Here is a 13,187-nt window from a genome sequence, read left to right as displayed (position 1 = left end):
TATGTAATGACTCATAACCGAAAGCTGATTTAATCGTTTTAAACTCGTCCTGAGTCCCTGATTGCCGAGTAAAAACTACAGCTTTACGATTTAAATTTTCGAATTATTTTCTATTTTCTATCATGAATTCTGATCAAAATCCAACCATTATTTTGCTCAGTTTAATTGCGCTATATTTTTGATAAAATTGTAATTTAAGACCAATGTGTTGATGATTATCGCCAATGTACTTGGACAATGATTATCCTATAACTAAATCAAACTCATGGATAGAGATTGATCATTATGGCTCAGATTGCCACTATTTTACGTGCAAAAACTCAACTCATGGCTGTCAAAGCCCTCACCCTTGCAATTCCAGTATCACATCCTCTCGTATTTGCAGGTGAAGATTCATCAATGCAATTGTGTGGCAATATTGCTCAGCTCGGCATGAAAAAAGTGATGATTGTGACTGATGCAGTATTAGTCAAATTAGGTGTCATACAACCCATTCAAGATCAATTACAGCACAATGGGATTGAAGTTGTTATTTTCTCTGATGTAAAACCTGATCCAACTTGTGAAATTGTCGAAAAATCTCTAGCACTGTTTAAAAATACCGGATGCGATAGCGTATTGGGTATAGGGGGTGGTTCGACGATTGATACAGCAAAAGTATTAGCACTCGCAGCCGCAAACCATAAATCGCCTAAACAACTTTTTGGAATTTTAAAAAGCCGTAAACCTGCATATCCATTGTTCGTGATTCCAACCACCGCAGGTACAGGTTCTGAAGTTACCATTGCCGCAGTTATTTCAGACAGTGAAACTCATATTAAAGGCTTAGTTATTGATCCCAAAGTCGTTCCATTAGCAACTGCTTTAGATCCCGTCATCATGAAAGGCATGCCACCTGCTATCACTGCTGACACTGGTATTGATGCCCTTACTCATGCAATTGAATCGTGGGTAAGCGGATTCGCCAACAAACAATCAGATTATTACGCCAGTGCAGCCATGAAATTGATCATGGAAAATTTAAAAACTGCATTTGAAGATGGTCAGAATATTGCAGCACGTGAAGCAATGGCGCTCGGTTCTCATTATGCTGGTTTGGCAATGAATAGTGCTGGAATTGGCTATGTACATGCTTTGGCGCATCAATTAGGGACTCAATATCAAATCCCACACGGACGCGCTAATGCCATTATCTTGCCTCATGTTATAGAATTTAATCGTAAAGCATCAGAAAAACGCTTAGCACTAGCAGCGAAGAAAATTGGTTTAAGCTCGTCACACACTTCGGATGAACAAGCCGCAAATATATTCATTCAAAGCGTAAAGCAATTACTCAAAGATTTGAAAATCAATACTGAGATTCCGAATTTAAAAAAGCAAGATTTCCCAGAGATGATTAAATCTGCTTTTACTGAAGCCCATGGAATTTATGCCGTACCAAAATACATGAATTATTCAGATGCTGAGCAAATTTTAAACCGACTTTAATGCCAATAAGGCACGAATAAAAGCTCAGTATACAATCGTGTCTACTGAGCTTTTTTAATTTGCGACAAGGAATGCCGCCATGTTAAAAAATTTAGATTCACTCAACCCTTTTATTCATGTCACGATTGAGAATAGAATCCTGACCATCAAAATTGATCACCCCGAGCAAAAAAATGCTTTAACTGGGGAAATGTACAATGACATTGCAAAAATATTGGATGCGGCAGATCAATCTCAACAAGTGAATGTTGTGATTTTACAGGGTAATGAACAGGATTTTACCGCAGGAAATGATCTGAAAGATTTTATGTCTGCCGCTCAAAAATATGTTGGTTTAGCCGCTGATGCTACACCACCCTTTGTCTTCCTAAAAGCGATCGCAAGATTTTCTAAACCTATTATTGCTGCGGTACGTGGCTGCACTATAGGCGTTGGCGTCACTATGCTATTTCACTGTGACATGGTATACGCCCACCCCGATACAGAATTTCAAATTCCATTTGTAAGTTTGGGATTATCTGTAGAAGGTGGCACCAGCCTTCTTTTCACTGAGTTGGCTGGTTATCATATGGCTGCCGAATTATTGCTCACAGGTCGAAAATTTTCAGCGGAAGAAGCGCTAAAATGTCGAATCATCAATCAGATTTGCGAGCAACCTGAACAATTAGCTTTACAGCGGGCTCAACAGATGAGTCAACTGCCAATGACCACGCTAAAAATTATTAAAAAACAAATTCGACCCGAGCAAGATCAAATTCAGAATTGTATTGTTCAGGAAGCTGAGGTTGTTGCAGAACGTTTAACATCGCCTGAAATGATTGAAGCCGTGATGGCTTTCTTACAAAAAAGAAAACCTGACTTTAATCAATTTCTACAGTCCTAAAAAAGCACCCTAGGGTGCTTTTTTTTATTTTATGGCTTTACCACCACCAAGACTCGAATCGCTTCAGGCGTTACAGCTAAACCTTCTAAAAGGCTTAAGCCTTCTTTTTGAAGCTTCTGCAAACGTGCAATTTCATCTTCGCGAATACTTGGGTTAAATTGTTTCAAATAACTTAAACGATCAATTTCATATTGCCATTTATTGCTATAAATTTCTTTCGCTTGCTGTTTTAATTCAGGCAAAGCACCTTTTGCAATGTCTAAAGCTTGTGCATAACGTTGTTCAACGACATCACGACGTGCTTTCACCACTTGGCGACAACTATTACCGTCAAGATGATGTAAGTATGGTTTCAAAATATCTGGTGCAATTTTAGCTGATAAATCTTGGCCCTTTTCACTTAATAACACACGAATCAATTGTGTTGGTAAACTCGCTGGCAAGTTCAATGCTTTCGGTGCAATCACATCCACTTTGAACCACACCTCAACTAAAACTGAACCTTGTGGTAAAGCTGCAGACTTCAATAACGCCACATTGGTACTACCAAACGATTGCGTATTGATCATTTCCATGACACTTTCAGTGAAAGGATGCTCAAGCGTTATGTATTGCGCATCTTCACGGATCTGAGCCTGATCACGATAGAACGTCACGGTCATGCCTTCCTCATCCAAAGTCAGACCTTGGACTTGCATTTGATCAGTAGGCTTGATAATCACCGTGCCATTACTTTGCTCATCAAAATCAATATTGGTTGATGCCATGAAGCGTTTCATAAACATTGGCAAAGTCGTATTATCATCATACTCTTCAAGTGCTTGCACAATTTCTTGCGCAACCATTGGACGACAAGAATTGTATTCCAATAAACGATCACGTCCTGCTTGTAGCTCTTGCTCTAAGGCTTCACGTTGCACACTTACAGCTTCAAGAAGATCTTCAAACGCTTGACCTTTATCAGCCAACAAGCAATCTTTAAGATCAACAATAAAGTTCTCTTGTAAGGTTTGCGCAGTTGGAGAAATATTGCTGAAAATATTTAATGCTTCATTGTACCAACGGAACATGCGCTCTTGTGCAGTGCCCACTAAATATGGCACATGAATCTGAATACGGTTTTCTTGACCAATACGATCAAGTCGACCGATACGCTGTTCAAGCACATCAGGGTTCGCTGGCAAATCAAATAGGATTAAATCTGAAGCAAACTGGAAGTTACGACCTTCTGAACCAATTTCTGAACACAATAAAATCTGAGCACCATAAGAATCTTCCGCAAAATAAGCAGCTGCTTGGTCACGCTCTAATAGACTCATGCCTTCATGGAACATTGCTGTACGGATCCCTGCATGGATACGTAATTCATTTTCTAAAGCTTCAACTACAGGCCCACTACGCGCAATGAGTAAGACTTTTTTATGCTTTAACTGAGTACGGAGCATTTCCATAATCCACGTTACACGCGGATCAGTTTCCATCCAAGCCCCGTCCAATTGCGCTTCTTCTGGCCACATTTGTTCACGAAGTTTACCATCCATCGACCATCCTTCTGGCGCAGGTAATGGTGCAGGCTGACAATCACGACCAGGGAAGCCTTGAATCGCTTCACGTGTATTACGGAATAGTACACGTCCCGTACCGTGACGATCTAACAATTCATGAATTGCACGGAAACGCTGTTCTGGCTCATCTTCAATCTTGTGACCCAGTAACTGCTCAATTGCTTGGAAATGATCAGCTTCAAGGGGTTGATCCGACATCAGCACTTCCGCAATTTGAGCAGTTTGCTGATATTTTTCTTCTTCATCTAAGAAACGATCAAGTGAACTAAAACGTTGCGGATCGAGTAAACGTAAACGAGCAAAATGGGACTCAACACCTAACTGTTCCGGCGTTGCAGTCAGCAAAAGTACCCCTGCTGTTTTTTCAGCAAATTCTTCAACAAGGTCATAGCGGTCATTACCACCTTCTTCTTCTGACCACATCAAGTGATGTGCTTCATCCACCACAAGCAAATCAAAACCTGCTTCGAGCGCTTGCTCACGTAAATCTTCATGGTCGATCATGAGATCAACAGATGCAATGATGCACTGTTCAGTTAAGAACGGATTCAATTCTGGATCATGTTCTTTGATCGAAGCAGTACGCGTTAAATCAAATAGCGAGAAATTCAAATTGAAACGGCGACGCATTTCAATCATCCACTGATATTGCAGCGAATCAGGTACTAAAACGAGGATGCGTTCAGAACGTCCTGTTTTAAGTTGCTGGTGTATGATTAAACCTGCTTCAATGGTTTTACCTAGACCAACTTCATCCGCCAATAAGACACGTGGAGCAAAGCGCTTACCTACTTCATGCGCGATATAAAATTGGTGAGGAATCAATCCAACACGAGCACCCACCATGCCACGTAATGGACTATTTTGCATATTAGCTTGCATTTGTAATGCTTCAATACGCAGGTCATACCATTCTTTATAATCAATTTGGCTTGCCAATAAACGATCAAGTGGTTTAGACAATTGAATCGTCGCGCCAACACGGGTTTCATTTAATGATTTGCGTTCATCAGTACCATCTTGTAACTGACGAATGACGTTGTAACGAATAACGCCACCACGCTCTTCTAATGATTCGACTTTCCAGACGATGCCCTCTTGGTCTTGAAGCTCATCATTCACATTGAACACAATTCGAGATAAAGGTGCGTTACTACGTGCATAGACACGGGTTTCGTCACTTTTAGGAAAGAGGATACTAATTGATCGTTCATTTACATCAATCAAAACCCCTAAACCTAACTCTGTCTCTGTGTCTGATAACCAACGTTGACCAATAGCAAACTGCTGCAATTTTTCCACCTTATCTCAAGTTAGGACTGAAAACTTATGCTCAAACAGGAGATGATTTGAGCAAAATTTAACGTCTATAAGCAATATATTTTGACATAAAGCCCACCAAAAAGTGAGCAATATTTAGCACCGATCTATTTAATTGATCATAACCAAGATTTCATCATGATCAGATCATAAAATATTCGTATACTGATTTAAAAATGTGTTTTTAGAACGGCACTGGACAATGAAAATTCAGTCGTTCACCGGTAACAGGATGATTGAAACTTAACTGCTCTGCATGCAAACAGAGTCGATCTTTCAAAGCTTGTTGCGCTGGTGTTGCATACAAAGTATCCCCTACGATGGGATGCCCTAAATGCTGCATGTGAACGCGAAGTTGATGTGCTCGACCTGTGATTGGCGTTAATTTTACGCGTGTCACCCACTGATCTTGAATTTGAAATTGTTCAATTGCTTCCCAATGCGTTAACGCTGCTTTATTGTGATGCGCATCTACGATATGCAATGGCGGACGCGATGGGTCGTAAATCACAGGAATATCTACAGTTCCTTGACCTGTTACATATCCCGCGACTAGTGCTTGATAAGTTTTATCCGTTTCACGTTCTTGAAATTGGCGAGAGATCGATTTTTGACCTGTTTTACTGAGTCCAAACACCAATAAGCCGGATGTATCACGATCTAAACGATGAATCAGAAGCGTACGTGGTTCTTCTTGAAGAAGACGATTAATAACGCAATCTTGAAGGTCAGGCGTTTTGCCTGGAACAGAAAGTAATCCAGCTGGTTTGTGAATCACCATAAAATCTTGATCACGATGAATGAGATGTTCCTGAAGAAAATGACTCAAATTTCTATTCCTAGCAGATCGTGAAAACAAGGCGGCAATAATAGAAAGCTTAGCGATAAATTACAATCTTGAAATCGACAAACAGTGATGATTTTTCCGATATCTGATACAAATTAAATCAATCTGACGATTCAAATGAATTAAGTTTTGTTTGTGATATCTAGCTGTCTTTTCTCAGGATAGGAAGCAATTGAGAAAGTGTACAATTTTGCCCAAATGATTCAAAATCTATATGTGCGCCATTGGCTCTCCACAAGCCAATCAAACTCACCATTGCGACCGAATCTAAGCCATAGCGCCTTAAATCTTGAAATGGATCAATTTCTAAAATATCGAATTCAAGGTATTCAGCAATAGACAGTAATATACCCTTTTCAGAAAGAATAAATGAGGACGGCGCACTCAATTCCAGCATTCGAATCATGGCAGAGGTGTTCATATGATGAATACCTTGTTCTACACAGTTCTCAATCCACTGTAAATGTTGGCTCTTCGTTTCTACATGAACAGCATCGTTCACCACACAAATTTGAGGAGTAATCGAAATGATATGCTGTAAAAGTTGCTTTATAGGTGAATTGATCATGCCAGACACAATGAGTTGTTTCTTTTCTGCGAGTAATTCACCCAACTGCGCTACTTTAGAAAATGATTGCTGCTCTTCAATTTCAATCACTTCAATATCTAAAGCCTGCGCTTTTTTAATTAACCGATTTAAATGAATTAATAATTCTTGATGTTGGTCATTGCTATATTCAGTTAAACCTTGAAATCCAAAAACCACCAAGACGCATTGTTCAGCTTCAATGGACCACTTTGCCAAACTCGCGCTGAGTTCAATTTTTTTGGGTGGTGTATAAAAATATGACATTGCCACTTTAATCAGCTAAAGCCAAGAAAACTTCAATGGCATGCAGCGCAATTTCAGCATCTTCAAAAGATTTAGCACCTGAAACTCCCACGGCTCCCACCAATTGCCCTTGATAAATAATGGGTTCCGCACCTTCTAACATTCCCGACAATGAGTGAACAGTCAGAAAACCCAATTGCCCATCTTTGATCAGCTCTTCAAAAATTTGAGATGGGTGGCGGCTCAAAGCTGAACATTTTGCTTTTTCAGCTGACAAATTCGCAGTCATCGGAGAGGCACCATCCATACGTTTCATTGCAAGTAAACTTCCAGTTTCATCTACAACAGAAATACTGACATTCAACTTTTTATCAATCGCATATTGTTGCGCACGCGTCAGTAAAAACTCCGCGTCTTCTAAAGTTAAATAATGTTTTAATTTCATTTCTATTTTAAGTCCGTGAATTTTATACGTGCAAAAAAGCCTACAGTATTTACACTGTAGGCTTATGTTAATAGATTTTCAAAAAAATTCTATTTTAAACGCGCAAATACATTCTTAGCTGCTTGAATAGTGAACGCAATATCCTCATCGGAATGCGCACTTGAGATAAAACCGGCTTCAAAAGCAGAAGGCGCTAAATTTACACCTTCATCCAACATGCCATGGAAGAATTTACGGAACATTTCAACATCGCATTTCAACATTGAATCAAAGCTAGTGATATCTTCTTGATCAGTGAAATACAATCCAAACATACCTCCAACCTGTTGAGTCTTAAATGGTATACCTGCTTCATCAGCGGCAGTCTGTAAACCAATCAATAACTTTTCAAGCTGTGCGGTTAGATTTTCATAGAAACCTGGTTGACGAAGATGTTTAAACATCTCAATCCCAGCTCTCATTGCCAGCGGGTTACCTGACAAAGTTCCTGCTTGGTAAACTTTACCTAGAGGCGCAATACATTCCATCACCTCCCGCTTACCACCAAATGCACCTACAGGCAGACCTGCACCAATAATTTTACCTAGCGTAGTTAAATCAGGTGTAACGCCGTAGTGTGCTTGAGCTCCACCTAATCCCACACGGAAACCGGTCATCACTTCATCAATAATGAATACTGAACCATGCTCATCACACACATCTCGAATGGCTTGCAAGAATCCATCAATTGGTTTAACCAAGTTCATGTTACCTGCAACAGGTTCAACAATAACACCCGCAATTTCGGAACCGAATTTAGCAAAGCATTCTTTTAAAGTCGTAATATCATTGTATGGAAGCGTCAAAGTATGTTTTGCAAAATCAGCAGGAACACCCGCTGATGTAGCCTCGCCTTCACCACTTGTGAGTAGACCAGAACCTGCTTTCACTAAAAGTGAGTCTGAGTGACCATGGTAACAGCCCTCAAACTTAACAATCTTGTCACGACCTGTATACCCACGTGCAAGACGAATCGCAGTCATTGTTGCTTCTGTCCCTGAGTTGGTCATACGTACCAATTCAATCGACGGCATAATTTCACAGATAATATCTGCCAATGTCGTTTCATGCACTGTAGGTGCACCAAAACTTAGACCATCAACAGCGGCGTCTTGAACAGCTTTAATAATCGCAGGGTGTGCATGTCCTAAAATCATTGGTCCCCATGAACCCACATAATCTACATAGCGTTTGCCATCTACATCATACAGGTAGGCACCTTGAGCTTTTTCAATAAATACCGGTGTACCGCCTACACCATTAAAAGCGCGTACTGGCGAATTCACACCACCAGGAATATGTTTGCTGGCTTGTTTAAATAGTTGTTCTTGCTTAGGAGATAAACTCATGAAAATCACTCAACTCAAAAAAGTAAAAAATTTAAGCTTGTTTAGCAAACAGCTCTGACCAATCATAAACACGTTGACCTACGGTTGACATCGAACGACCCAATACATCGCTAATGACAGCACAAAGATCTGCTCCAGCAGCAATCACTTCAGCGCCATTTTCAACCGTCAAACCACCAATCGCGCAAATAGGTACATTTAGTTTTGCTTTTGCAGCTTTTAACGTTTCTAAACCAATATTGCCTGCTTCAGGTTTGGTTTCTGTCGCATAAATTGCGCCAAATGCTACATAATTTGCGCCGTCTGCGATCGCTTGCTCAGCTAGTTCAATAGAATTATTACAACTACGTCCAATTAAGACATTTTTTGGCAATCGTTCTACAGCCTCATGGATTGAACCATCATCTTGACCAAGATGCACACCCACGCCATATTTGACTGCGGCCTCTAAATCATCATTGATGACAAAAGGAACCTTATATTGATTACACATATTCTTCATGTATTCAATTTCATAAGCTTGATCTTCTTTCGCAACGTTTTTACGACGATACTGAAGTACTGCAACTTCATAAGTTGCCATCGCTCCTTCAAGCTTTGCTAATAGAAGTTCAATAGGATCATCGTTGGTGATTAAATACAAACCGCGCATAAAGAATAACTCTAGGCAAATACTAAAAAATTTAAAACATTATAGGACAAAGCCTTCCAAGAACACATTGATAAAATGTAGAAATTAACAGGCTGTATTGTTGACTAAGCGTATTAAAGATATTGATTGAAATGAATTTGAGAAATTTAATCCAAGAAAAAATTGGCTCCAATACGTTTGAATATATTCCATCTAGTTCTTCGAAAGACACACTTAAGTACATAAAGGAAATTTGCGAAAAAAGAGATATGTTGCCTGCGAAGGAGCCTATACCTGGCATTAGTTATAAACGAATCAGTATGAAAACACCTTTTAGCATGTCATGCACAGCAAATGCTTAAGGGATTCCCTCTTCCATTAAAGTACAGTCAATAATTTTGTATAATCTCAATTATGTTAAATAGATGCGTTTAATTATTTGATTCAGTACTTAATTCATAATGTTTGATAACTTCATCAATAATCAATCGTAAAACTTGCCGGCAACTAATGGACATAAATAGCTTCGTCAGAAAGTTTTTTAAAATTAACAATTTGATTGTTTTCTCTTTCAGAGATCTACTGAGGGTAACTCAGATTAAGCCTTTAATTTTCCTATTTTTATTTGTTTATTTAAAGCGCTCGAATAGTATCAAAATGAGTGAAGCACCAATATTATCAATACATTTTCTTAATTCATTCAATTTTATAAAACGTTTTCATATAAATTAATTTTATCATTCATCATAAGCCCCCATTATTTATTCTATTGATGGCTCGCTCTAATTCATCATAATGATGAATACTCTCATCTGTAATTGATTTTTTTAGTATTTTATTTGGGTGAAAAAAAATAGTTTTCATACCAACATTTTTTGCACCTTCTATATCAGCTTTAGGATTGTCACCAATAAAAATACAATCAGAAGGTGTACAATTTAACTGGTTACAAGCGTAAGCAAATATTTTTTTATCGGGCTTTCTCAAGCCAATCGCTTCTGAAACTATGATAGTCGAGAAATATTCGGTAAGACCTAAAGCATAAAAATTATGTTCCTGAAATGGGCTTTTTCCATTGGAGACTAACCCAATCTTATATCCCTTTTGATAAAGATCTGAAATGACTTTTTGGACGTCATCAAAACCAATTGAAAATTTATTGAAATCAGTAATGTAAGAATTAAGTAATTCATCAACAGTAAATTTTTTTATATTAAAATCTTTGATTAATTGACTGTAAACGATATCTTTCCAAACATTTCCATTATCATCCAATTCAATAAATTTTTTTATAAATGCATCTTTTAGTTCTTGTGGTACTAATTGGAAAAAATTTACTTGCCAACTTATAAAACGAATAAGTGACTCATTCCTATTCAAAATAGTTTGATCCAAATCAAACAGAAGTATGTTTCGCATTAAAAATACTCACTCTCATAATAAAAGTTCTATATATAGTTCATCTTCTTTTTTTTCAGTATTATTTAAATTAACATAATATGTATTATATGCGGTTTAACAGAATAATACCGTTAACTCATCTAACTGAATACGTTAATTTTTTTTATTTAATCCCAATATTTATAATTTGGATTTATTCATTGGATCTTAAGCCTTTCCAGCTATCATATAATCATATTTTTGTGTAGCTTTCTTAAAACATTTCATGACAAAAAAAGCCCAGAATCTGCTGAGCGTTTTTAACAATATATAAATTTAGCTATCAATTTTATCAAATTTACGATCTTTCAAACTCAAGTTTCCGCGCAAAATATCCGATAACATTCTCCAGTCTGAAATAAAGCTATACAACGGTTGTTTAAAGCTTGCTGGCTTATTTTTTTCAAAAACAAAATGCCCCACCCACGCGCATGCGTAGCCTGAAACTAATCCGTAGACTAGATATTTAGCTTTACGCTGACGAATCGCTTGAGTAAAAAAATAAATACCGATTGAGCTACCTGCTGCATGTAAACGACGACTCATAATGCTGCGGTGTTCAGTCAAATAAAAACGATAAAATTCTGAGTAATTCTTGATGGGTAATTGAAATTTAGCTTCTTCTTGCGATGAAGACGGCTCTACATAAGCATTCATTGTTGTATTCCTGTCCTTTTTTAGACCACCTTAATTCAAAAAATTGCACTTGAAAAGCTTATCTTACAAATATTGTGATTAATCATTCATTCAAGTAAATGTAAGTGAATTGTCAAGATTGTGGTTCTAACTGAATCAGTTACAATTCCCTTAAATTAAAAGGCAATCAAATGTCTTACTTCTATGAAAATGATTGATCAATTAGGAAAATCACATGCTTGAAATTGAATTAAAGTTTCAGATCCCAGAAGCTCGACGGAATGCGATTTTAAAAGCAATCGATCCAAAAAAGTCTGAACTCATTCAAATGCAAGCAAAGTACTATGACACTCCTGATCGCCTACTCTCTCAGCATGGGATAGCCATTCGACAACGTCTTGAAAATACCAATTGGGTTCAAACCTTAAAAGCGACGAAAAGTAAAAGCCATTTACACCGTTTCGAACATAATCATGATTTAGGTAATCTTGAGGCTGCACCGAATTTAGATTTATCTATTTATTCAGATAATTCCGAAGCTTATGAGGTCTTAAATGACGCATTGAAAGGTGATTTTGACCAATTAGTCTTGCAGTTTGAAACAGACATTCAACGTACAGTTCGAGTGATTAGCTTTGAAGATGCTGAAATTGAAGTGTGTCTAGATATTGGCGTTGTACGATCAGGTGATCGAGAACATGAGATTCATGAAGTAGAGTTTGAACTCAAACAAGGAAAAGTTGAAACATTACTAGCGTTTAGTTTTGAGTGGGTCAAAAAATATCAACTTTGGCTAGATGTTCGAAGTAAAGCTGAGTTTGGAAATTTATTGGTTTCAAATTTAGTTGTAAGCCCAGCGCGAACTGAAAAAGAATGGATCGTTGCAAAAAAAGAAAGCGCAGAAAAAACGATTCGAATGATGATCGGTCATCATATGCAACATTTGCTGCCGAATATTGCTGCGATTTCTGCGGAAGTGGCTGAACAGGAACACATCGAACAAGCACATATTGCTTTGAACTATTTGTTTTTAAGTCTATCTATTTTTAAAGACTGGACATCAAAGAGCACAGATAAATGGGCACATCAGTTATCTGCATTTAAAAGTCATTTTGAAAACCTAAAACATTATGAGCATATGCAACACACCTTAGGTGCTATTCTGCAAAACCCTAAAACTGCTGAAATGCTCAGCAAAGATGTGCTCTACGCCCGAGAAAAATTAAACAACTTAGTCAAATCTACCCAAAACGTTCAACACTATCTTGAACTTTTGAGTTTTAGTTTAGGCAGTTCTAAGAAGGTGCAACCCCAAGACCTCAAAACCTATGCTCAAAATACGCTTCAACAACAGTATAAAGTTTTACAGGAATGTCTAAATGAAGCTGATCCCTCTAACTTTGAAAGTCTTGACCAATTGGCAATACATTTAAGTGAATTAAGATTCAGTTTCCCAGTCTTAACACAAATTTTTGATGTGAAAAATTTACAAAAATACGGCAAGGCGCTTAATGATGCACATTATGCAGCTGAACAATATCAAGTATTATCTTCCTCATCATCCTACTTACAGCAAACAGAATTAGAAGCCAGTGACTGGTTCGCCTTAGGTTGGTTGACGGCAAAGCAAGAAATTTACGCTGAAAAACTTTTGGAAGCGACTGAACAATTCCTAGTCAGTCGAAAATTTATCAAGTCATAAAATTCAAGTC

Annotated in this window: 11 protein-coding genes; 3 read left to right on the top strand and 8 right to left on the bottom strand. The window is 37.9% G+C overall.

Annotated features, from left to right (window positions below; genetic code table 11):
- Positions 1 to 285 precede the first annotated feature (285 nt).
- Together AC1M83_RS06535 and AC1M83_RS06530 are read left to right on the top strand one after the other, a co-directional pair.
- Complete coding sequence (locus AC1M83_RS06535) at positions 286 to 1,488, top strand: iron-containing alcohol dehydrogenase (RefSeq protein WP_481590282.1); 1,203 nt, start codon at positions 286 to 288, stop codon at positions 1,486 to 1,488.
- 79 nt (positions 1,489 to 1,567) lie between these two features.
- The gene (locus tag AC1M83_RS06530; RefSeq protein WP_035267153.1) at positions 1,568 to 2,371 is read left to right on the top strand and encodes an enoyl-CoA hydratase-related protein; all 804 of its coding nucleotides are present in this window, start codon (positions 1,568 to 1,570) and stop codon (positions 2,369 to 2,371) included.
- A gap of 29 nt (positions 2,372 to 2,400) precedes the next feature.
- Here the strand turns inward: AC1M83_RS06530 and rapA are convergent, their stop codons facing one another.
- The 8 genes from rapA to AC1M83_RS06490 form a co-directional block, all read right to left on the bottom strand.
- Positions 2,401 to 5,238, bottom strand: coding sequence for an RNA polymerase-associated protein RapA (gene rapA, locus AC1M83_RS06525; RefSeq protein ID WP_481590281.1), 2,838 nt, complete (start codon positions 5,236 to 5,238; stop codon positions 2,401 to 2,403).
- A gap of 202 nt (positions 5,239 to 5,440) precedes the next feature.
- The gene (locus AC1M83_RS06520) at positions 5,441 to 6,085 is read right to left on the bottom strand and encodes an RluA family pseudouridine synthase (protein ID WP_481590280.1); all 645 of its coding nucleotides are present in this window, start codon (positions 6,083 to 6,085) and stop codon (positions 5,441 to 5,443) included.
- Between the two features lie 160 nt (positions 6,086 to 6,245).
- Positions 6,246 to 6,962: an acyl carrier protein gene (locus AC1M83_RS06515; protein WP_481590279.1), complete on the bottom strand. Its 717-nt coding sequence runs from the start codon at positions 6,960 to 6,962 to the stop codon at positions 6,246 to 6,248.
- Position 6,963: 1 nt separating this feature from the next.
- On the bottom strand, positions 6,964 to 7,380 hold the full coding sequence (locus tag AC1M83_RS06510; protein ID WP_035267160.1) for a GlcG/HbpS family heme-binding protein: 417 nt from the start codon (positions 7,378 to 7,380) through the stop codon (positions 6,964 to 6,966).
- 89 nt (positions 7,381 to 7,469) lie between these two features.
- Positions 7,470 to 8,768 carry a glutamate-1-semialdehyde 2,1-aminomutase gene (gene hemL, locus AC1M83_RS06505; protein ID WP_481588998.1) on the bottom strand — a complete coding sequence of 433 codons (1,299 nt, stop codon included), beginning with the start codon at positions 8,766 to 8,768 and terminating at the stop codon, positions 7,470 to 7,472.
- 31 nt (positions 8,769 to 8,799) lie between these two features.
- Positions 8,800 to 9,420 (bottom strand): thiamine phosphate synthase, encoded by a 621-nt coding sequence (gene thiE / locus AC1M83_RS06500; RefSeq protein ID WP_180028825.1) that lies wholly within the window; start codon positions 9,418 to 9,420, stop codon positions 8,800 to 8,802.
- Between the two features lie 723 nt (positions 9,421 to 10,143).
- Positions 10,144 to 10,818: an HAD family hydrolase gene (locus tag AC1M83_RS06495; RefSeq protein WP_481590278.1), complete on the bottom strand. Its 675-nt coding sequence runs from the start codon at positions 10,816 to 10,818 to the stop codon at positions 10,144 to 10,146.
- Positions 10,819 to 11,115: 297 nt separating this feature from the next.
- Entirely contained in the window at positions 11,116 to 11,496 is a 381-nt protein-coding gene (locus tag AC1M83_RS06490; protein WP_180028595.1) for an Mpo1-like protein, read from the bottom strand.
- Between the two features lie 214 nt (positions 11,497 to 11,710).
- Between AC1M83_RS06490 and AC1M83_RS06485 the strand changes: the two genes are divergently transcribed.
- Complete coding sequence (locus AC1M83_RS06485) at positions 11,711 to 13,177, top strand: CYTH domain-containing protein (protein WP_481590277.1); 1,467 nt, start codon at positions 11,711 to 11,713, stop codon at positions 13,175 to 13,177.
- Positions 13,178 to 13,187 lie beyond the last annotated feature (10 nt).

Source organism: Acinetobacter sp. 25-47-130, assembly GCF_056779705.1.
This window is presented reverse-complemented; position numbering and strand designations above follow the sequence as displayed.

Coding starts and splice junctions, on each gene's coding strand:
- AC1M83_RS06530 (WP_035267153.1), top strand. CDS start 1,568: ATGTTAAAAAATTTAGATTCACTCAACCCTTTTATTCATGTCACGATT.
- AC1M83_RS06485 (WP_481590277.1), top strand. CDS start 11,711: ATGCTTGAAATTGAATTAAAGTTTCAGATCCCAGAAGCTCGACGGAAT.
- AC1M83_RS06510 (WP_035267160.1), bottom strand. CDS start 7,380: ATGAAATTAAAACATTATTTAACTTTAGAAGACGCGGAGTTTTTACTG.
- AC1M83_RS06495 (WP_481590278.1), bottom strand. CDS start 10,818: ATGCGAAACATACTTCTGTTTGATTTGGATCAAACTATTTTGAATAGG.
- AC1M83_RS06535 (WP_481590282.1), top strand. CDS start 286: ATGGCTCAGATTGCCACTATTTTACGTGCAAAAACTCAACTCATGGCT.
- hemL (WP_481588998.1), bottom strand. CDS start 8,768: ATGAGTTTATCTCCTAAGCAAGAACAACTATTTAAACAAGCCAGCAAA.
- AC1M83_RS06490 (WP_180028595.1), bottom strand. CDS start 11,496: ATGAATGCTTATGTAGAGCCGTCTTCATCGCAAGAAGAAGCTAAATTT.
- thiE (WP_180028825.1), bottom strand. CDS start 9,420: ATGCGCGGTTTGTATTTAATCACCAACGATGATCCTATTGAACTTCTA.